At 45.9% G+C, this 20,730-nt stretch carries 17 protein-coding genes; 8 read left to right on the top strand and 9 right to left on the bottom strand.

The features are described 5' to 3' along the window. Positions 1–85: 85 nt before the first annotated feature. From IXB50_RS13395 to ntcA, 3 genes are all read right to left on the bottom strand, one after another. Entirely contained in the window at positions 86–463 is a 378-nt protein-coding gene (locus IXB50_RS13395) for a PadR family transcriptional regulator (RefSeq protein ID WP_006515159.1), read from the bottom strand. Between the two features lie 442 nt (positions 464–905). After that, positions 906–2,306: a DUF3084 domain-containing protein gene (locus IXB50_RS13400; protein WP_215609483.1), complete on the bottom strand. Its 1,401-nt coding sequence runs from the start codon at positions 2,304–2,306 to the stop codon at positions 906–908. Between the two features lie 115 nt (positions 2,307–2,421). Continuing rightward, a complete protein-coding gene (gene ntcA, locus IXB50_RS13405) occupies positions 2,422–3,087 on the bottom strand; it encodes a global nitrogen regulator NtcA (RefSeq protein ID WP_326520794.1) in 666 nt (221 codons plus the stop codon). A 429-nt stretch (positions 3,088–3,516) separates the two neighbouring features. Between ntcA and fabI the strand changes: the two genes are divergently transcribed. The 3 genes from fabI to IXB50_RS13420 all read left to right on the top strand — a co-directional run bounded on the left by fabI (position 3,517) and on the right by IXB50_RS13420 (position 7,294). Next, complete coding sequence (gene fabI, locus IXB50_RS13410; protein WP_215609500.1) at positions 3,517–4,293, top strand: enoyl-ACP reductase FabI; 777 nt, start codon at positions 3,517–3,519, stop codon at positions 4,291–4,293. 37 nt (positions 4,294–4,330) lie between these two features. After that, positions 4,331–4,780 (top strand): SRPBCC family protein, encoded by a 450-nt coding sequence (locus IXB50_RS13415; RefSeq protein WP_215609485.1) that lies wholly within the window; start codon positions 4,331–4,333, stop codon positions 4,778–4,780. A 129-nt stretch (positions 4,781–4,909) separates the two neighbouring features. After that, positions 4,910–7,294, top strand: coding sequence for a hypothetical protein (locus IXB50_RS13420; RefSeq protein ID WP_215609486.1), 2,385 nt, complete (start codon positions 4,910–4,912; stop codon positions 7,292–7,294). Positions 7,295–7,352: 58 nt separating this feature from the next. Here IXB50_RS13420 and IXB50_RS13425 read toward each other — a convergent pair whose 3' ends face one another. Together IXB50_RS13425 and IXB50_RS13430 are read right to left on the bottom strand one after the other, a co-directional pair. After that, positions 7,353–7,796 carry an ATP-binding protein gene (locus IXB50_RS13425; RefSeq protein WP_215609487.1) on the bottom strand — a complete coding sequence of 148 codons (444 nt, stop codon included), beginning with the start codon at positions 7,794–7,796 and terminating at the stop codon, positions 7,353–7,355. A gap of 3 nt (positions 7,797–7,799) precedes the next feature. Beyond that, entirely contained in the window at positions 7,800–9,470 is a 1,671-nt protein-coding gene (locus tag IXB50_RS13430; protein WP_215609488.1) for a SpoIIE family protein phosphatase, read from the bottom strand. Between the two features lie 201 nt (positions 9,471–9,671). On the opposite strand from IXB50_RS13430, the gene IXB50_RS13435 reads away from it, so the two are divergent. After that, positions 9,672–10,556 carry a hypothetical protein gene (locus IXB50_RS13435; protein ID WP_215609489.1) on the top strand — a complete coding sequence of 295 codons (885 nt, stop codon included), beginning with the start codon at positions 9,672–9,674 and terminating at the stop codon, positions 10,554–10,556. A 4-nt stretch (positions 10,557–10,560) separates the two neighbouring features. Here IXB50_RS13435 and rsmH read toward each other — a convergent pair whose 3' ends face one another. Continuing rightward, positions 10,561–11,460, bottom strand: a complete 900-nt coding sequence (gene rsmH, locus IXB50_RS13440) for a 16S rRNA (cytosine(1402)-N(4))-methyltransferase RsmH (RefSeq protein WP_215609490.1) — start codon at positions 11,458–11,460, stop codon at positions 10,561–10,563. A gap of 203 nt (positions 11,461–11,663) precedes the next feature. Between rsmH and IXB50_RS13445 the strand changes: the two genes are divergently transcribed. Then, the gene (locus IXB50_RS13445) at positions 11,664–12,848 is read left to right on the top strand and encodes an NAD(P)H-quinone oxidoreductase subunit H (RefSeq protein ID WP_215609491.1); all 1,185 of its coding nucleotides are present in this window, start codon (positions 11,664–11,666) and stop codon (positions 12,846–12,848) included. A 212-nt stretch (positions 12,849–13,060) separates the two neighbouring features. On the opposite strand, the gene IXB50_RS13450 is transcribed toward IXB50_RS13445, so the two are convergent. Continuing rightward, positions 13,061–13,768, bottom strand: a complete 708-nt coding sequence (locus IXB50_RS13450) for a pentapeptide repeat-containing protein (protein WP_215609492.1) — start codon at positions 13,766–13,768, stop codon at positions 13,061–13,063. Between the two features lie 525 nt (positions 13,769–14,293). Between IXB50_RS13450 and IXB50_RS13455 the strand changes: the two genes are divergently transcribed. Beyond that, complete coding sequence (locus IXB50_RS13455; protein WP_215609493.1) at positions 14,294–15,082, top strand: hypothetical protein; 789 nt, start codon at positions 14,294–14,296, stop codon at positions 15,080–15,082. Between the two features lie 68 nt (positions 15,083–15,150). Next, entirely contained in the window at positions 15,151–16,134 is a 984-nt protein-coding gene (locus IXB50_RS13460) for a pentapeptide repeat-containing protein (RefSeq protein WP_215609494.1), read from the top strand. Positions 16,135–16,364: 230 nt separating this feature from the next. On the opposite strand, the gene IXB50_RS13465 is transcribed toward IXB50_RS13460, so the two are convergent. After that, positions 16,365–17,120: a hypothetical protein gene (locus IXB50_RS13465; RefSeq protein WP_215609495.1), complete on the bottom strand. Its 756-nt coding sequence runs from the start codon at positions 17,118–17,120 to the stop codon at positions 16,365–16,367. 953 nt (positions 17,121–18,073) lie between these two features. Here IXB50_RS13465 and IXB50_RS13470 point away from each other — a divergent pair. Further along, positions 18,074–20,401, top strand: coding sequence for a cellulose biosynthesis cyclic di-GMP-binding regulatory protein BcsB (locus IXB50_RS13470; RefSeq protein ID WP_407658806.1), 2,328 nt, complete (start codon positions 18,074–18,076; stop codon positions 20,399–20,401). 113 nt (positions 20,402–20,514) lie between these two features. Here the strand turns inward: IXB50_RS13470 and IXB50_RS13475 are convergent. Then, positions 20,515–20,730: transposase (locus IXB50_RS13475; RefSeq protein ID WP_215609497.1), on the bottom strand; the 216-nt coding region annotated here is incomplete at its 5' end.

The raw sequence follows: 20,730 nt of genomic DNA on the forward strand, positions 1-20,730 counted from the left end.
ACTATACCCCAGTAGTTGCTCAATAGTATTTGCTTGTAGTTAACTGGCTAGAGCTATTCCATCGGTTAATGACTTGCCCACCGATTTATGAACTCATCGCTCGACGTCTGGGCGTAGTATTGCGCTGGCCAAGGATATAGCGCTGCCAAAGCTCAGCTAGCTCCCGTGCCTTGGTTTGCCAATCAGGACGTAAACGATACATCCGACGAGGGCGGCCACGACCTTCTACTTTTTTCCAATAGCCCATAATGGCACCCTGATTTTCTAGGAACTTGAGGGCGCTATAGAGCACAGTATCTGACAATCGATAGTCAGGATACTCATTTTCTATAGCATGGATTAGTTCCGTCCCGTAAGAATCGCGGCGTATGAGTACTGAGAGTACATAACAAACAGCTAATTCTTTGTTGAGATACAAAGGCGGGGGATCTTCAAAGAATTGATAAATGTCCTCGAATTTCATGACGTATTGCTCCGGCTGCAATAGGGATGGGGTTAAAACAGCTTAATTACCGATGATTTATGGATGGAGCATTAATTATATTGAGTCCCACCTAGTGGAGGTATAAATTGGATTTGTCAAGACCTTAACCAGGGTAATTGCATATAGCTACCGCTAGTTACGTCATAAGGTGGTCTTCATAAAGACCGTACCTAACTGTTCATTCTAGATGGATAGTCTCGATGGATAATGCACACCCTTAATGTATTTAAGGGCAATATCCTAAGGCCCCTAAAAGGCTATTTCGTGAAAAAAAATTATTAAAATCTAAGCTTTATTTTAGACGCTAAAAAATACTTAGTGGGATTAGCTCCTTATATAGTTACTATCCGCAAACAAAATATAAACTTGCTTGAGATTTCGATAATAATCTCCTGTTAGAGTTTCAAGAAAATTGGGCAAATCACGGCTCATTATCTAATGGAATTGGCTCAGAGAGCTGGGTTTGAAATAGACGTTGGCCATTACGACTGGCGACTAGTTCCAGAGCTAAAGGGCCAGTGGTGAAGATTTGCTTACCGGCAATAGCTTCAATTTCTAAAGGGGCACCGTAGTTTTGCACTTGGTTAAGGAAGTCAATCACAGGTCCACTTAACCCACCAGCAACTCGAGGATTATCGACGATGATGATACCTTCTAAGCTGGCTCTGATTTGAGCACTAGTAACCAATGTTCGTAAGGCTTCCACCAGTGAAGAAGTGCTGGGATAGGCGACTTCAATGGGGACACGGGCCAGGGTTTCTCCCTGGTCGAAAACAATGCGATTTAGTTTGGCTACAAGCGAAACTTCTACACAGGGGGGATTTTCCTGTTGAACAACACAGGGTTCTCCGACGACATAGTTGCCTGAAACACCGACACGTATCACATACTGTTGACCGCCCGTGATACTTCTGGCTGTTTCTCTAACAACTTGAGGGTTAACTCGTAAAATTCGGACTGCTTTGTTAGGTGCGTCGGGCCAGATTTCATTTAATGCCAGACGATTGGCTTCGGCTAGTAATTGTTCGATTTCGGCGGTAGCAGCTGTCAGGGATTGGGGGCTAGTGATCAGTAGGGCCAGGGTTTGATTGCGACTGATAGCTACATTGCCTGCTCGTAATTTCAGAAATTCAGATTCTAGACGTTGGATTTCGTCCTCTAGAAAGGCTTGTTCGGTTTTAAGTCGTTCCAGTGCAATTTCCCGTTGGGCAATTGACTGATCCCGCCGTTGTAATTCTTGGTTGCGATCGGCCAGTGCCCGATCTCGTTGGGCGATTTGTTGTTTTACTTCAGCTTGTTGACGTTGTAATACTTGTCGGTCAGCTTGTAGTCGACTGATTTCTCCTTGCAACTGGTCAGCTTGTTGGGAGACGATACTTAGCTGTTCTTGGGTTTGGCCTAGACTTTCTCGAATGACGGTTTCACGCTGGGTGGCCTCGTCTAAGAAGGTAATGACTTCGGTTAGTTCACCTTCGGCATCAATCTTTTGGCGGGTGACAGTATTGAGGGCCTTTTCTACTTCGGTTTTGGCTTTTCGTGCATTTTCTAGGGCAGTGCGGGCTTCTGATAAATTGACTTGGGTTTCTTCAAATTCAAAGAGCCCTTTGCGCAATTGTTCGCTAGTCACCAGTAGCAGTCCTAGGGTTGATGCGGAAATTACACTGCCGGTCAAAATGCTGACTACGGTAGCTGTTTGACGAGGGCGCAGATTGAATAGAGAAAGGCGGGCTTTGCCCACACGCATGCCAATACGATCGCCCAGAGTAGCAATAAGGCCACCAAGGACGAGCAAGGTCGTAATTAGTATTAGACCAACGTCCATCTAACGTCCATCCAATGGATTAAGGCACCTGAGCAGGCTCTCGTATAGGTTACTCGATTGTTTGTCACTGTGGTGACGAATCCATCAAGATGGCCACAGGGGTAATGTTGATGACCTAAGTAAACTGCTGACTGAGAGCGACAGGGTCGTGAACAGTGATTTTCTTTTTATGAATGGAGATCATCGTATCCTGGCGCAGATCGCCCAAGAGGCGAGTGACAGTTACGCGAGTGGAGCCAATGGCCTCAGCAATGGCCTGGTGAGAAAGCTTAAGGTCGATGGTAATGCCGCTGGTGCTGGGTACTCCAAAATCACGACAGAGAATTAGTAGAAAGCTAACGAGTCGAGATCCCATGTCGCGGTGAGCCAGGGTTTCAATCATCATCTCGGTCTGTAAGATGCGAGATGATAACCCCTGTAGCAACATGATAGAAAGTTCTGGATGTTCTTCTAGAGCCTGCTTTACCTGCTCAATGGGCATAGACATGATCTCAACCGGTGTAAAGGCAACAGCATGGTAGAAGCGATCGGAGCGATTGCCTGTTAATAGAGAAAGGACCCCAAAAACACTATTTTCGCGAAGCAGGGCCACTGTAATTTCTTCACCAGCTTCATATACTCTAGAAAGTTTGACGGCACCCTTGAGCAAAAAATATACTCGCTCGGCTGGATCGCCTGGAAAGAAAATCGTCTTGCCACGTTCGTAGGTTTCGGCTACAGGAGGGAAAGAGCCTGTGGATAGCTGCCGTAGTAGATTGGCAAGAGGTTTCTCTGGAGTCACGGTGGTTGGTGAATGAGATCGCAAAGCTATAGCAGGGAGAGGTTAACGTTAGCTGAAAATCGTAGGGAATTAGCTAAGATTTCAGAATTTAAATCGATTAGCAGCGATGACTGCAAAAGAGAAAAATTCTATTTAAGACCAATTAGTCTTAAATAAATGAGCATCTCAATGAAATCCATTTATATAGAGCCAATTGGTAAGATTTTCTGACTTTAGACCAATAAAACCTAAGTTCGTCGGGAGTTTTGTATAAGGTTACACAAAAAAACTGCTTTTTCAGTGGCCCCATCGTAGGTCTATCTATTGATGGCGAACTACCGGAGTCGATGGTAAAGCTATCCATGGGGCCCCATTTTTCAGTATGCTCCTATGGGTCATGCCATGAGCTTGGCCGTCATTAATTTTTCGATACAGCTCCACCCAACTATCATGTTAGACCTGACTGGAAAGAATGCCCTGGTGACCGGTATTGCTAATAATCGTTCTATTGCCTGGGGAATTTCCCAGCAGTTGAGCAAGGCTGGCGCTAATATCGGTGTAACCTATCTACCTGACGAGAAAGGACGGATGGAGAAAAAGGTGCGGGACTTGACGGAGCCTTTGAATCCCAGTCTGTTTCTGCCCTGTAATGTTCAAAATGATGATCAGGTTACGGCTACCTTTGATGCAGTTAAAGAAAGTTGGGGACGTTTAGATATCCTGATTCATTGTTTGGCATTTGCTAATCGGGATGATCTGACTGGTGATTTTAGCGACACCTCTCGTCAAGGATTTCAAACCGCTCTTGAGATCAGCGCCTACTCCCTAGTGAAACTAGCTCAGCAGGCCAAGGCATTAATGACTGAAGGAGGCAGCATTGTTACACTGACTTACTTGGGTGGTGTACGGGTAGTGCCTAACTACAACGTGATGGGGATTGCTAAGGCGGCCCTTGAGATGAATGTTCGTTATCTTGCGGCTGAATTAGGTCCAGGTAATATTCGGGTAAATGGAATTTCTGCCGGGCCCATTCGTACTTTGGCATCATCAGCAGTGGGCGGAATTTTAGATATGATTCACCATGTAGAAGAAGTTGCTCCCCTCCGTCGTACAGTCACCCAAGCGGAAGTGGGTAATGCGGCCACATTTCTATGTAGCGATCTAGCCTCGGGTGTGACAGGTCAAATCCTGTACGTTGACTCTGGTTATGAAATCATGGGAATGTAATTGGCTTCGAAGGTTTTTTAAACTAGCCTATATCCCCATGGCAAATTGGCTTGAGCATAGCGTATATGTCGATGTGGAGGCCCCCATCGATTTGGTCTGGGCCCTATGGTCAGACTTAGAGCAGATGCCCCAGTGGATGAAGTGGATTGATTCGGTAGAGTTGCTATCTGATCAGCCAGAACTGTCTCGATGGAAGCTGGCATCTGGTGTCTGGGAGTTTACTTGGTTATCGCGCACGGTCAAAGTGGTCCCTCACCAAATTTTGCAATGGGAATCGGTGGATGGTTTACCTAACCGTGGTGCTATTCGTTTTTATGGTCATCATGGGGGAAATAGCACCGTTAAAATGACGTTGTCCTATTCGGTGCCTCTGGTGCTAGCTCGGTTTATGGAGAATGGCTGGCTAAGACGGATTGTTGATTCTACATTGCAGGCGGATTTAGAGCGGTTTCGACAAAAAGCTGAACAGGTTACCAAGGCTGGCTGAACAGCTGGTTGAGATTTTTGTCGTTGCTGGTTTATAAGGATGAATCGCTCGATTAATGATGCCATTAATCAAGGTTTTTCAGATGAAACCCTCCTGGGCATCAGCAACGCAGGTTTTTAATTAGCAGTCATGAGTTTTGACATGCAGCGAGCGGAGACATGTTTACAGTCTCTCGATCTAGTTACATTATTTCAAGATGTGTTGGGCTGGACTGCTCCGTCAGAGGGGCGCGCGATCTCAACAAGAGCGTTTAATCAGCCTTATCGAGCCCATTGCATTGCTCAACGAGACGACGTCAGGATTTGGGAAATTAAGCTAAATACGCCCACTGACCTGAATGCTAAGCTCAAGGCCAGACTTTATCAGTCAATCCATAAGAAATACCCACAGCCACTGCTAATCTTTATCGATCGCCGATGGGGCCGTAGCCTTTGGTACTGGCAAAGTAGCCCCCATCGGTCTCAGTCACTAGTGTTTATTACCCAGCAGCCATTGATGGGCTGGTGTCCTCGACTAAGTTATTTAGCGACTTATACCCCTGTCTCAGGTGCTCTTGATCTACAGCCAAAAGCGCTCCATTGTGAAGAACTTACCCAGGAGCTTGCCCAGCAGCTTAGACAGCTAAGTGAAAGCATTACGGGTATCAGTGATAGCAGAGATCGACGTTGGTATGCCGCTTTGCTATTACAGCGTTTAATTATTATCCATGGCCTGCAGCTGCGAGGATTGCTCGATAACGATATTTGGTATCTACATAATCATCTAGGACGTAGCCAACAGCGACAGCCGGATATCTTTTTTCGTCAGGTGCTTCAGCCTCTGTTTACCCAAGGTTTTTCATTACCTACTGTAGAGCGGCCTCGGAGTATGAGCTGGAGTGGTCAAATCCCTTATTTAGGAGATGTGTTTTACACTCATCCCTTGGAGCACCAATATACCGATATCAACATCGTTGACGCGCCATTTGAATCACTTTTAGTCTGGTTTGAAGCCCCCCTGTGGCAACAGGTTAGTAACTGTTGGCAGACAAGTTCTCTGGGGTTGGCGTTTGAGCAAGTGCTGACCCATGAAGAACCTAAAAATTGGGCGAAAAGCTCTCAAGCACAGGGACGCTGCTGTGATCTGGTGCTCAATCAGTTTATGCTTCGGCATCTGGGGATTCCCCCAGACGATGCTGCCCCTGATTTCTGGGATCTTCTCTTTTTGGGGAATGTCGGACATTTACGTCAGTTAGTACAGAAAATTTTGCCCCAGTTTTCAGTTCTGGATCCAGCTTGTGGAGTGGGTACGCTGCTAATTGAATTACAACACCGGTTAGTTGACATTTATAGTGTATTGATTGGTCAGTTACAGCGCTCTCTAGATAGTCAGCTTGATATTTGGTTGAAAGGGTTACAAGCTGAACATCCTTCACTATTACAAACAATCTACCTTCGCATCTTTAAATACGGTCTTTATGGTGTAGATATCGATCCGGCCATGGTTGATAGTGCTCGCCTCCAGCTGCTGCTGGGGTTGGTGGTTATTGCACAACACCCCGAAGATGTTGAACCCTTGCCCAATCTTGATTTTAATATTGTTGTTGGCAATAGCCTAATTGGGTTTATTCGGGTAGATGAGGCTGGTTTTGATCGGCTACGGGCTGCAGAAACTTTGTTACAGGGGAATTTGCTGCAACCCTTGGCAGCGGAAAGCTATCGTACCATTCTCTTGGAAAAAAATATTGCCCTTGAACACTATCGCTCCCGTGCATATCTCCTGGAGGAGTTGCAACACGATATTCCCCACTATGCTCAGCTAGAATTTTTTCGAGAACAAATAAACAATCTTGATGCTCAGGCCCAGGCCAAGCTGGATGAACTGTTGCTGGCTGAATTTAGTCAGATTTTGGGAATTCGGTTTAAAGTGGCCCAGCTGATTGAGTCGCCCCAGCAACGGTTGCTACAGATTGAGGACTTAGCCGTGTTGCGGCCTTTTCACTGGGGGTATCACTTTAGTCATGTTTTAGAGCAAGCCAATGGGTTTAATGTGATTCTATCCAGTCCGCCCCAGGGGGTATTTCGTCCAACTGTCCAAGAGTTCTTTCAAAAATTTTGTGACTTGACGGCTAGCAAAAATCTTGATGCTCGTACATTTAAAACGGCTAAGCGGTCGTTACTCAATGCAGATTCCGAAGTCGCAAATACTTGGCTTTCTTTTCAGAGTCAATATTCCTTGATGACAGATTACTTTTATCGTTCCCCTCAGTACGATCACCAAAGCCCTCTACTCAAGGGTCAGCGTCAGCGGACTCAGTTGCGTCGACACTGGCTATTTATTGAACGGTGTTTTAACCTGTTGGCTCCTCAAGGTGTCTGTGGGTTAATTATCTCCAATGATATTAAAGATAGCCCCCGAGGTGTGGCGCTTCGGAGTCTATTGGAAAACCAAGCCATCAGTAGTAACGTGCAGGGGAGTTTGCCTGATACGCAACGGTCATCTGAGCAATATTTTTTATGGTTTTGTAAAAAGTGAATTGTTGTGTTGTAAAGCCGCTCATTGTCATATCTGAAATCATTCACTTGTCGCATCACTATTTTGAATAATCTATAGTTACCCCCAAATCTTTTTCTAACGTTAAACAGTTGCGACCATCGCCAACTCGAAGTTGATAATCGACGCGATCCATTAGCTGGTGCAAAATCAGCCAGCCATATCCCCCCTCCTGATGGTCGCTAGGGGTGGGAGCTTGATAGTCCCGAATGTCAAAGCCATGCCCTTCATCCCAGACTTTTAGAGATAAGAAGCTGCCTTCGATTCCCAAATGTAAAACGACTGGGAGATCGGGACGATCTTGATGGGCATGGCGAACAATATTGGAATAAACCTCGACGATTACGAGTCGTAATCTACTTTCGACTTTATTCCAATCTAGGTCGGCAGTATTGCCTAGTTCAGCCTTGAGAGAACTGAGTAGCCAATCTTCTACAACAGCTAAAAACTTTAAATCACTGGGGATAGCGAGTTCGGTCTTCATTAGTTAAAACGCCACCTCCAAAGACAAGATAGTTTGATCGTCATGCTGTTCACTGTCTGTCGTATTCAGTTGAACCAATAGATGCTTAAGGTCTAATCCAGTTGTTTGCTCCAAAAGTAGTTGCCATAAACCTGCTTGATTAAGCATCTTTTGCTGTCCATCGATGGTTACTAATGCTTCGGTAATTCCATCACTGGCCAGTAGTAGGGCATCCCCTTCGTTTAGGCTGAGTCGACCTGCTTCTGTTCGCCATCTTGGCAAAATTCCCAAAGGAACGCTGTTGCCTTCTCTTAGGTACGTAGGCTGAGGTGGTATGGCAGCTCCCTGAACAACGTTTTTTTGTGACCAGACTAAGGGATAAATATGGCCTGCATTGGCATACACGAGCTCTTTGCTGGTTGGGTTGTATTGTACGAGCACCATGGTAATCATGTGTTCGTTGTTTACTAAATCAGCATTAAGTGCCTGATTGAGATTGGCCATTACCTTTTCAGGGCCGGGTGGTTGACTGATAGATAATTCTCTTCGTAGGAGCGATATGGCACTGGCCATAAACAGAGCTGCCGGGACGCCTTTTCCAGAAACATCTCCTACGGCTAGCCAGATATCGCCCTGGGGATGAATAAAGACTTCATAGAAATCACCTCCCACAGCTCGGGCTGCCTGACATTTTGCCTGAATCTTGATGCCAGGGATGTCAGGCCAAACCTGATGAAGTAACTTATTCTGGATTTGCCTCGCCACATTTAATTCTGTCTGCATCTGTTCAGTTTGGCGCTGGACATGGTTGTACAGCTTGGCCTGGGAAATGGCCATGACGACTTGTTCAGCGATGCTATTAAACAGATTGATCGTGTTGCTGTCCCAAGTGCCAGCAATTTGATAGAGAGCAATAGATGCTAAGGGGGTGTCTCGATAAGTAAACTTTGCAGCTAGGCGAGTGAGAGCAATATTGTCATGGGGAAATTTATCTAAAACCAGCTCTTGGCAAGGTGCTCCGCTCTGAGCCAATGCATCAATTATGGAGTCATCTGTCTTCGCATAGGTGACAGGTTGGGGGGGGTGTCCTGGTTGAATAGCATCAACTGGATATAAAACAGCGTAATCAGCGTCGAATGCCTGGCCCAGAGCTTTTACCACCGTTTGCAGCGTGTTTGCATAATCCAGTGAGCTGCGAATCGTTGTGGTGATTGAGTTGTATAGCTCTTCCTTTTTAAGGGATTGGGATAGAGCATGGGTGCGTTGCTTGACGATGCGATACGTGTTAGCCGCTTGGTCAATGACCTGTCGTAGCTCGTTAGGTTTCCAAGGTTTTGTAATGTACTTGAACACCTGACCCGAGTTGATGGCGTCAACTAAGTCTTCCACATCGGTGTAACCCGTAAGAACGATACGGATGGTGTCCGGATATTCATCAGTGGTGAGGCTCAAAAATTCCGTGCCGTTCATTTTGGGCATACGCTGGTCCGAAATGATGATGGCCATTTCACCATGCTGTTTTAAGCACTCCAATGCTTCCTGTCCACTGCTGGCTCGATACACGCGGTAGCTACGCCTAAATGTACGGTGTAGCAATTCCAGGTTATCGAGTTCATCATCGACGACTAAAAGCTTGAGTTGGTCATGAGTGGCAGAACTCATATCATTTTGAGGGATATCTGATTCTTGGGACATATTGGTCCAACCTTGGAAAGATACTCACCAAATTCACCCATATTTACCCATCAATCTTAGTGTGCCCAGGGAGATCCTTGAGGAACTGTAGTCAGTTCACTCAGATTTGATATATTTCTGGCAGTTGAATCATGGACGTCTGGGTAGACTTGCACTATGGTCTAGGCAGAGATGCTGGTGTGGAGATGCTGGTTGAAGACTATGGGTATGTTTCGATCGACTTGTCTGAGTTTACCGCTTGGGTTTGCTGTTATATTTTCCTTGTTTAGTGAGGTACGGGCCCAAGCTTTCGCTCCTGATGTGGCTGCAAGTTTATCTCAGTTAGATCTAGCCATTTGTTTACAGCAATGGGGAGAGGCGATTGACATTACCAGTGGGCTGATTGCATCACCGGATGTGTCATCCGCTTACCGTCAGGAGTTACTGAGCTTCAGACGACAGCTTCAGTCTTGGCAAGTTGGCCCAGTATTCCCCGATGCTCAGGCTAGTTGCGATCGCACCCTTCCCCTATTCCTGGCATTGGATGAACCTGAACCCCCTGAGCCTCAGCCCTTGGATTGGAATCGAGCCCTAGCCTCATTGAGGAACTCTCGTCCCATTATTCAACTAAATGATGGCGTTGAGTCAACGCCTGAACTCATTCCTACGGAGCTCACTGCCAGTAGCCCAGAGCTACTGACTAACCGGGCCACCCCCATTGATACGACAGATGGCTTTAATGTTTTAGGGGATAGCATTAATAGTCAGCAGCAAGTCTATAGCTTTTTGGCCCGACTAGGCGATCGAGTTTCCCTGGAGGTAGACATTACCCGAGCTTACAGTCAGGGAGATGCGCAACTGTATGTGTTTGACCAGACTGGACGTCTGATTACTAAAAGTGATAGCCCTACTTTTCAGGGGGGGGCGATTCAAGACTTTGTCTCGCCTAAAACCGATGTGTATTTTGCAGTGGTGAGTTCCCAGGGGACCCTACCCGTTTTGGATGAGCGCGGGCAGTTAGTTGACTGGCAAACTACTGATAATTCTAGTTTTGACTATACGCTGACTCTGACAGGTGTGACGCCTTACAACGTGCTTTTGCCCTGATTGTCTAGCTCCGCTCTGCTAGACGTAGTTTGGCCGAACGTGCTCTGGGATTGCGACGTAGCTCTTCGTCGCTAGCGATAATTGGCTTTTTGGTAAGGACTTTTAAGTGTTCATGGCCACGCATACCGTGTTTTACTCGTCGGTCTTCAAGGCTGTGGAAACTAATAATGGCCAGCTTTCCCCCAGAAACTAGCCAGTTAGGGGCGACCTCGATCAGCCGCTCTAGGACATCTAATTCTCGGTTGACGGCAATGCGTAATGCTTGAAAGACGCGGGTGGCTGGATGGATCCGACCATGGCGATATTTGCCTGGCACACTGGCTGCGATCACATCTGCCAGAGCCGTAGTTGTCTGAAACGGTCGACGCTCAACGATGCGCCGGGCAATCCTTCGGGAGAGTCGCTCTTCACCATAATGGTAAAAAATATCCGCTAGTTCCCTTTCCGAACCATGGTTGACTAAGTCCGCTGCAGTTAGCTCTTGGGTAGGGTTCATACGCATGTCCAAAGCCCCTTGAAGGCGAAAACTGAATCCCCGCTCAGGCCGATCCAGCTGGGGGGAACTTACCCCCAAGTCCGCTAATATCCCGTCAAAAACTAGTTCAGATGAAGAAAACTCTGAAAAATTACCATGCCAAAACGTTACTCGCTCCTCAAACTCCTCTAGATTCTGTCGGGCCGCATTCAGGGCATTGGGGTCCTGATCTACTGCCATCAGGCGAATGGTTGGATCGGTCTCTAAAATTAAGCGGCTATGGCCACCCCCGCCTACGGTGGCATCAAGATAGTAGCCATGGGGCTTGGGAGCCAATCCAGCCAGGACTTCTGTGGCCAATACTGATTGATGTACAAAGTCTGAATGTACGGAGGCCGATGTGTCCTGAGCCTCAGATTCATGGGTCACAGAGATAACCTCATTAAGCTTAGATAGTCATGGCTGTCGCATCATAACCCAGCGAGTCAAGAGCTATGGAAAACGTTTAGCTGATTAGGAACATTAAGCTCAAAAAAAATTAAGCCCACTTCCCTGTGCGATCGCTCTTTTCTTCACGCTTTCAACGAAGAATCTTGCTACAGTAAGTCAGAGAATAATACGGCATAGTTTCTATGACACGGCTCGAAACCAGAACGGAGCCCATGGTAATCAACCTGGGACCTCATCACCCTTCGATGCACGGGGTTTTGCGACTCATTGTCACCCTTGACGGTGAGGACGTGATTGACTGTGAGCCCGTGATTGGCTATTTGCATCGCGGTATGGAAAAAATTGCCGAGAGCCGTACAAATGTCATGTTTGTACCCTACGTTAGTCGTTGGGACTATGCGGCAGGTATGTTTAATGAGGCCATTACCGTTAACGCCCCAGAACAGCTAGCTAATATCGAAGTACCCAAACGAGCTAGCTACATTCGGGTGATCATGCTCGAACTAAATCGGATTGCTAATCATTTGCTGTGGTTAGGTCCTTTTTTAGCAGATGTCGGTGCTCAGACACCCTTTTTCTACATTTTCCGTGAGCGGGAGATGATTTATGACCTTTGGGAAGCCGCTACGGGAGCCCGGTTGATCAACAATAATTATTTTCGTATTGGAGGGGTGGCCGCCGATCTTCCCTACGGTTGGGTTGATAAGTGCGAAGATTTCTGCGATTACTTTTTGCCCAAGGTTGATGAATACGAAAAGCTGATCACTAACAATCCAATTTTCCGCCGTCGTGTGGAAGGCATCGGTACGATCACCCGTGAAGATGCTATCAATTGGGGCTTATCGGGACCTATGCTGAGAGGCTCTGGCGTCAAATGGGATCTGCGTAAAGTCGATCACTATGAGTGTTATGACGATTTTGACTGGGATGTGCAATGGGAAACCGCTGGTGATTGCTTTGCTCGCTATGTAATTCGCGTTCGTGAGATGCGCGAGTCGGTCAAAATTATTCGTCAAGCTATCAAAGGGTTGCCTGGTGGACCCTTTGAAAATCTAGAAGCCAAACGCATGGCTGAAGGTCCCAAATCTGAATGGAATGGTTTCGATTATCAGTTTATTGGTAAGAAAATTGCCCCCACATTTAAGATTCCTGCTGGAGAGCACTATGTCCGCTTAGAAAGTGGTAAGGGCGAACTAGGGGTATTTATTGTGGGTGACAATAGCATTTATCCTTGGCGTTGGAAAATACGTGCCCCTGATTTTAATAATCTGCAGATTTTGCCCAATCTATTGAAAGGAGTAAAACTAGCAGATATCATGGCTATCCTAGGTAGCATTGATGTGATTATGGGCTCGGTTGATCGCTAGTCTTTCAAAAAATAAATTTGATTCCCGAGGACGTGAGATGGTGATTAATCTTATGTCCTCGCCCTTTATGGCGAGATCATTGTTCTTCTCTAGAAAAACAAGAAGATTTGTCCATTTAAGCCTTGTCTAAGTCCAAAACCGGGCGTTTTGTCACAGAAATATCGGGAGGTTTTCCTGTGGACGTAGTTTAGGATACTGCGATAGAGCGATTCCTACTGTGAACTACTAGATTCATCATCAATATTGCAGTCAGTGACCTGGTTGATGGAGTTGATATACCCTTCATGGGCTGTCGAACCATCTGGGTAAGTGACAAAGGCCATATCAGCCTGGTCAAACCGAGTGCTTCTAGTAGTAGCGTTGTACATATCGGCATAGCGCATGTAAGCTTGCGTGAAATTTGCCCCGGTCATGTCTGCTGCCCGTAGGATGGTCCCGTAGAGACTGGCGCTTTGGAAATTACTGTTGACTAGTCGGGCCGAGCAGAGATTGGCATCCCGAAGTTCGGCATTGGTCAGGTCAGCTCGCTCAAGATTGCTATATTCTAGGGTGCCTTGAAGAATCTTTGCGTTACGTAAGTTGGCACGGACTAGACTGGCTTCCTCTAAATCAGCCCCCCGCATATTGGTGTAGCTCAAATCAGCTTCATCCAATTTAGCTTCACGAAATACTGTGTTGATCAATAGACTGTTGTTGAAGTTAGCTCCTCGTAGATCCGACCCAAAGAAGTTTGCCCGGCTCAGGTCTTGATTGCTAAAATCCTTCCCCCGCAAATCGCAACTAACGCAGGTGTAGTTTGGATGTTGTGGGTCCGTCATGGCATCCAAAGAGTTGCCTCGCTGGATGACAGCTGCAGCTGGATCGCTTGATTTGGATAAGGCTTTATTGACCTGCGGTAAACGGAGGAGTAGAGGGGTCATGGCTGCAGATACAATCAACAGGGTTAGCAGAAAATTCAGTTTCATAGGCCATGCACTGCCGATAATGAAGAAAAAATACTTATAAAAATGAAAATTGAGAGTGTTTAACTTACCCAGAATAAGAATAAAAACTTATAACATTTATAACTGTCCTACACCAATGGACGCATTCCAGAACAATCAGTCCATAGTTATAGGTTTTCCCTATTGATTATTCAATAGAGTTTGATTTTAATTATGCTTAACCCTGATATGTCGGATTGCTACCCTGAAACTTGTTTATATACGGTTTAAGTTTATCAACCGTTTAGCATGTTGGAAGTAGAAGCAGTTGTTAAACCACGTCCAAGTTGAAGCCTGTAGCTTCTTCTACGGAAAAACTCCAATTCTGGGCGTGGACAAGGTTTATATGGCTTTCTTAAACTGCCTCCTGACGTTGACGGTTTTGGATGGATTGTTTAAGGGGGACCATACAGACGGTAACTCAACCTTACGTTATTATTCACCGATTACAGATTAAATTCCATGGGCTCATCTCCCTTTCGTAGCATTTTCTTACCATCTTTGGTGTCATCGGGATTAGCGTTTGCCGTGATCACGTTACCACTGTCCATGGCAAACTCAGTGCCCACGTGGGTGGCTCCTAGCCAGTCTCGGGGTGATTTGGTCAGTCCGTTAGATAATTCGGCTAAGCCAATTATCCGTTACATTGGCATTGCCATTATTGGTAGCGTCGGGGTAGGTATGATTACGGCGGATATCCTCCGACGAATCTATCGTAGGCAACGAGCACTTGCTGCCACACCTGTGCCTTTTGAGTCTCCAATCAGTGAGCCAAAAATTCAGGAAGAGTCCTCTGCAAGTTTTGATGAGCAGGTGTCATCTCCCTCTATGGGTGTGGGTAGTTCGATGACATTAAATGGACAGAGCTTATTGGCCACAAAGCTTGCCCCTGGTCATACGGTTGTTCATTTTAAGGGATACACCCAAAATGGCAATGTTGATGGTCTGGAGTTGCAACCTGTTGCCTTAGATGAGCTTATCCAGTTGGATGCGGATGTCCCTCCAGTGAATATCCCGATACTTACGTTTTTAGATCAAGTCGATCCGGCTCATTTAGATACAGGGGATGCCATGGTATTTGGTGTCCGTTATCAACATAAGTATTATTGCTTGTGGCGTAGTACCGATGATAAGGATTGCGTCATTGGCTGGGCTCGTCGCCTAATTCGGCAACATCGAGATGTAATTGTGACTCAAGATAGTCAGGCTAATTATTCTTTATGGTACGTTCCCCCCAAGCAGTTAAGATAGGCCGTGAGTTAATCTAGCAGACGCGGCACCGTAATTTTTAATATTTGTTTTCCTATAGTTATTGAAGTATGGCTGATTTATCCTCCCAGGTGATTGCTGCCTATTCTAAGGGACGACGAGATTTTAGCTATTGTCAAATGCAGGCTATTCGCGTATCTCAGTATGCATTGACTGGGATTGATCTATGGGGCTGTAATTTGACTGATGCTCATTTAGCAGATGTGGATTTTAGCGGGAGTAACCTGCGCGGAGCCGATTTGCAGCGGGCCAATCTACGACGCACCAATTTGCAAGGAGCTGATTTACGGGGAGCCTGTCTAAAAGGGGCGCAGTTGGAAGATGCAAATTTTCAGGATGCGATCGCAAACCATCAAACCGAATTTCCCGAAAATTTTGAGCCGATCCAGGCAGGTGTTCACTATTTAGGACCAAAATCCACGTTAATTGACTGCAACCTGAGTCAGCGTGATTTGGGAGGGATTGACCTTAGTCATAGTGATTTAGCCGGTGCCCAGCTGATTCAAACCAACTTGTTAGGAGCTTGGCTAGTCGGTACACAGTTAACCGAAGCCGATCTCAGTCATGCAAATTTAAACTCAAGCAATCTCTCAAATGCCAGTTTGCAACGGGCTAAATTTAAAGGTACTAACTTAACCCGAGCCAATTTGACAAAGGCAACTTTATTTGGAGTGGATTTGAGTCAGACAGACCTTAAGGAAAGTTGTCTTTATGGAGCTGTGTGTGATCCAGCTACTCAATGGCCTGAAGACTTTGACTGGGAGTGGGCTGGAGTCTATTGTTTGGGACCCAATCAATCCTTGTGGGCGGCTGATTTAAGTAATCTGGTGCTCATTGGTGTGGACCTCAGTGGTGCCAATCTCGTCGGTGTTAATTTTACAGGCGCTGATTTATGGGGAGCTAATCTTCAGGGCTGCGATTTGCGAGATGCCTGTCTGTCTGAGGCCAATTTGTGGGGGGCAAATCTTGTTGATGCAGATCTCACAGGAGCCGAAATTGATACGGCTAATCTAGAAGCAGCAATGCTGTCCTAAGGCTGAATCAGCTCTCTAGGAGCACTAAGATTTGAATTCTATACAGACGATAGTGCGCTAATCTCAATTTCTTCAATTGTCTCCGAAGAAATTAGCAATAACAATCCCTAGGGCATCTATAGCATGATGTCCTAAATACACAAGTTCAGATGAGAACATAAAACATAGGCAAAATTTTCATATAGAAAATGTTGCCTATGCAAAAACGATATGCATTTGACCCGTTAGGCTCAGTACAAAAACTCTTTCGGGTCAGCAGGTCGGTTTTCTGTTTGTCGTTTGTCAGGAAAATCAACCTGATAAGGCATGGGGGGTTCGTCAATCAAGATATGACGTGTTCCCCAACCGCCGTTGTAGGGTTTAGGCCTCTCACTTATCTGATTGTCCACAGGTATGTCAAAGACCTTTTTCATCTCTAGATAGCGTCGTCCCTCTAGCGTTGTTTGTAGTAGATCTGGGGACACTTTTAATCCTTGTTGAGCAAGAATTCGCTCCAAAGTTGTTAATTGATCTAGTGGAGTGTAAGTAGCCATGATAACAACACTCTCAAGCGGCTCTACAGCCATCTCTAAATCCGACTGATCAAGTTGCCACGTCTCTTTTCTGGTACCATCTGTAGCTACCTGTTTCAGGGTAAGTTCTCCCTGCCAGCGGCCATTCTGTACCTGGACTACCTGATAATCTAAAACCGAGTAGGTGGGCTTAGGTTCTGCCGTCTCATCGGTAGGAGCAAGCTGGCGCATTGCCAGTACATTTAGTTCTGTTTGGTTTGGGAAATTGGCGGTTCCTAAGAGTTCAAAGGTGTGACTATTTCTCCCAGGCTCTATCTCAAAGTCCATTTCAGCCACAGGTAAGCGGTTGATCAAAACAGGATTATTAGGAGTTTCAATGGCAAAACCGCAGCTGCCCAATAGGCTACCTAGGCCACCAATAAGCCAGAGTCTTATACTGCGAAGGCGAGATTGGGTCATTGGACTTGCAGACATAGTCAGTAAAAATAAAAAGTCTGTGTTATCAATACAGCTGCAAATGTTCTATGACGATTGCAGTGGTTTTAGGGATTTCCCTACTTTAGATTTTAAGAAATAAAGGGTATGCGCGTAAGCCGGGAAATTCTGATCAGGTAAGGAAGTTAGTGGTTCGTGGTTGGTAGTTAGTCCCTGACTGGAGTTTAACGACTAACTACCAACTAATATCTTCCAGAAAACGTCTCGCATTAAGTTGATACCCGAAATTAAAATAAGTGCTATAGAAAGCAGATACGCAAGATTATCAACTCTAACAGGAAAGATTGTAGTCAGAATTGATAGAGATTTAGAAGTAAAAGCAGCGTAATCTGATTAGCTAATCACTATCTAATCTACAGATCGTTTCGGCAACAGAGTAATCTGTTGATGCTTGATTCCGTGATTTTTACTAAAAAAACATAGAGAATCTAGTGTTTTTAATACTTCCTTTATGGGTGAATTCATATGGCATGAGTCAGGATAGTTATCCGATAGTTTACCTATAATAGAAATATGAATGCCAGATCATTTACGTAGAAAACTATATTTAAATCGTAACTTGCCCTAACTTTGCCGGATTGTGCGAATTAGGCTTGATATTTGAAGTTGGAAGCTTGTTTAGAGCTTTGGATGCATTATTCCTTAAATAAAATAACACTAGCCTTTATAGATGAATCAGCGGTGAAAACTGAACTATGTGTAAATCAAAAAGCTATGGAGTGAATACTTGCAAAGTGTTCCCCGGCTGGTTAACACTTGACTAAACACCCTCCTAGGGGTCGTCGGGGTTTGTATAAGTTTGAAGCGGCAAAAAGCCAATATTTGATTATTTTGACCTAGGTATGTATCTGGGGGGAGTGCTTACAGCAGTGTTTTTAAGGGTAATTAGAAAACGTATATTTATCTCGATATTTTTATCTGTTCTACTATTTGTGACAATATTGGCCCCAAGCATGGCGCAGGTGACGTCATCTCCAGGGGCTTCAGATGATGCAGCAGAAGCTGGAACTGCAGCCGACCGTCGTAATCGTGATGAAGACGGTGCAACAGTGGGACGAGATCTTGTGCAAGACGCTCAAGCAGCTGAGCTGGAACAAGAGGATGGTAGTCAATATATCCTTGAGTTCAATCGCAGTCCGGTGGTGGGCACAAGACTACGTCTAGAAGGTATTTATAATGAGTCTCGCTTGAGGTTTACACGGCCACGCAACTGGTCGGTTAAATCCGTTAAAATTTTGTTGCGCTATCGCCACTCTGGTGCTCTCTATGCGACTCGCTCCAATCTTAATGTCATTGTAAATGACAATAATGTGGGTAGTGTGCCGCTCAATCTAAAGCAGGGAGATATTGGTACTGTTGTTTTTGAGATTCCGACTCGGATCCTCAAAGACTATAACGAACTGATTATTGCTGGTTTACAGAACAATTCGCCCACCTGTACCCAGGATCCTTTTGACCCGTCACTGTGGACAGAGATATTGCCGGATTCGAAACTGGTTTTTAATTATGATGCTGAACCCTTCCAGTTAGACTTCAACAGTTATCCCTATCCACTGATTGATGTACTCAGTCTAGAAACAAATCATATTGACTATGTTGTGCCTGCCGATCAGGACCAAGCTTGGTTGACGGCTATTTCGCAGCTACAGACGTCTTTGGGGCGCATTGCTGACTATCGTCCCCTAGAAACGGATCTAGTTGAAAAGTTGGATGATGTGGCTGATGGCAACCGGGTGGTTGTGATCGGTACCCCATCTCAACAGCCCCTGTTGGAGGGCTTAGAGCTGCCTCTGACCTTAAAAAATAAGCGCTGGTTAGATCCCAAACAAACGTTGATTTCTTCTGATACAGGGATTTTGATGTGGACTGTACTTGAGGACAAGCAGTCTCCTGTATTGATAGCCACAGGAAATGGCCCGACAGCGGTGGCTAAAGCAGTACAGTTTTTAACTCAATCTCAGGATCGTAAAATTGGTGCTGGTCAGGTTGTTTTGGTCAATGATGTAGAAGAGATCATTACGCCAGATATTCGTAATTGGCCCCGTTATTTGCCTCTGTCCGATAATTTTGAACTCGGTGACCTAAATGGCTTTAACAATGAGCCAATTGATGATGTTGTGATCCGAGGAGCCCATGCTCCCCCGTTTGAATTTGATTTCAAAGCGCTACCGGACGATCGTTTCTTGCCAGGAAATGTGATGAGCCTTCGCTATACCTATGGACCCCAGGTCAATCCGCTGACATCCCTCGTGGAAGTACAGCTGGATGGTATTACCGTGGCCGGTCGTCGTCTGGATTCGATTGATGGTAAGCGGCGGGCCACCTTAAAGGTAGAGCTGCCGGAGCAGCATATTACTCCTCAGTCACGGCTGAAGGTGTATCTGAGATTTGACCCTCGGGAACGTCGTTCTTGTAGTCGAGTGACTGATCACCAACTGTGGGGAACGATTCATAACGACAGCACCTTTAATTTGAATCGGCAACAGGTGGCCAAGCTGCCGGATCTCAATTTGCTTAAGGCGGGCTATCCATTTGCCTCCCCTCAGGATTTATCCCGTACGGCCATTGTGATGCCGAACAAACCATCCATGACTGAGTTGTCAGTTATGTTGGAGTTAAGCGAACGTCTGGGGCGTTTGAGTCGTTCGGAGGCAGTGCAGATTGCCGTGTATCCGATTAGTAAGCTGCCACCTGAAGTACAAGAATCGCAGCATTTGGTGGCAATTGGACTGAGATCTCAATTTCCCCTAGTTGACGCATTAGATACCGCTGAGTTTAATCTCAAGGAAGAATCTCGCCAGTGGGGAGATAGTCAGGTGCAAACGCTACCCGATGCTGAGGGCGTTCTACAGCAGCAGCTGTCTCCTTGGAATGATTCGCGAGTGCTGCTCACCATGACGGCTCAAAATGATTCTGGATTAAAGCAACTGCGGGATTTAATAGAGTTGGATTCTCTATTCTTTCAGCTGCAGGGAGATACGGCTCTAATCAGTGCCAATGATGAGACGCCCTCACCCTATGATGACAATGCCTACAACTTGGAGTTTTTACAACGCTCAGCCCAGCGAGATGTGCAAGAAGAGAGTGCGTTTCAGAAAGCTATTACCGTCATTCAAGGTAACTGGTTTCTGCTGATTCCTGGCATTATTGTGCTGTCATTGTTGCTCTATGGAGTGATCCAAGCGTACTTGAAACGCAATGAAACAATGGCTGCGGCACCGGGTGTTATGACTGATCCATCTGCGCCGGGAGAACTGTAATCATGACTGGAAGACTGATGATTACACATCGACTTAAAGATGTGAGAGAGCAGGTTGGCAATTATTTATCCACCCATGTTCGGCCTCTGCTGATTGAGCTCCTGATTAAGTGCTTATGCAAAATTAATTACAAACTCTTCTCCAAAGCCTGCCAATATCTTTTCAACCTCTGCAACTAGACTTTCCCAGCTTTCATAGGCAGAGCTGTCGAGCCACTGATATTTCATGAATCGCCAAGCGGTTTCAATCAGGTTTAACTCGGGAGAGTAGGTGGGGAGCTCAAACAGATAGAGTCCCCGCTGCGCCCATTCATCCCGTAGGTCTTGAAC

The sequence above is a fragment of the Leptothoe spongobia TAU-MAC 1115 genome (assembly GCF_018739885.1).
In the GTDB taxonomy this organism is placed as follows: domain Bacteria; phylum Cyanobacteriota; class Cyanobacteriia; order Phormidesmidales; family Phormidesmidaceae; genus Leptothoe; species Leptothoe spongobia.

What these genes read in the sequence shown, in the direction of transcription:
- IXB50_RS13395 (WP_006515159.1), bottom strand. Translation starts at nt 463, where the DNA reads ATGAAATTCGAGGACATTTATCAATTCTTTGAAGATCCCCCGCCTTTG.
- IXB50_RS13400 (WP_215609483.1), bottom strand. Translation starts at nt 2,306, where the DNA reads ATGGACGTTGGTCTAATACTAATTACGACCTTGCTCGTCCTTGGTGGC.
- fabI (WP_215609500.1), top strand. Translation starts at nt 3,517, where the DNA reads ATGTTAGACCTGACTGGAAAGAATGCCCTGGTGACCGGTATTGCTAAT.
- IXB50_RS13415 (WP_215609485.1), top strand. Translation starts at nt 4,331, where the DNA reads ATGGCAAATTGGCTTGAGCATAGCGTATATGTCGATGTGGAGGCCCCC.
- IXB50_RS13420 (WP_215609486.1), top strand. Translation starts at nt 4,910, where the DNA reads ATGAGTTTTGACATGCAGCGAGCGGAGACATGTTTACAGTCTCTCGAT.
- IXB50_RS13425 (WP_215609487.1), bottom strand. Translation starts at nt 7,796, where the DNA reads ATGAAGACCGAACTCGCTATCCCCAGTGATTTAAAGTTTTTAGCTGTT.
- IXB50_RS13430 (WP_215609488.1), bottom strand. Translation starts at nt 9,470, where the DNA reads ATGTCCCAAGAATCAGATATCCCTCAAAATGATATGAGTTCTGCCACT.
- IXB50_RS13435 (WP_215609489.1), top strand. Translation starts at nt 9,672, where the DNA reads ATGGGTATGTTTCGATCGACTTGTCTGAGTTTACCGCTTGGGTTTGCT.
- IXB50_RS13445 (WP_215609491.1), top strand. Translation starts at nt 11,664, where the DNA reads ATGACACGGCTCGAAACCAGAACGGAGCCCATGGTAATCAACCTGGGA.
- IXB50_RS13450 (WP_215609492.1), bottom strand. Translation starts at nt 13,768, where the DNA reads ATGACCCCTCTACTCCTCCGTTTACCGCAGGTCAATAAAGCCTTATCC.
- IXB50_RS13455 (WP_215609493.1), top strand. Translation starts at nt 14,294, where the DNA reads ATGGGCTCATCTCCCTTTCGTAGCATTTTCTTACCATCTTTGGTGTCA.
- IXB50_RS13460 (WP_215609494.1), top strand. Translation starts at nt 15,151, where the DNA reads ATGGCTGATTTATCCTCCCAGGTGATTGCTGCCTATTCTAAGGGACGA.
- IXB50_RS13465 (WP_215609495.1), bottom strand. Translation starts at nt 17,120, where the DNA reads ATGTCTGCAAGTCCAATGACCCAATCTCGCCTTCGCAGTATAAGACTC.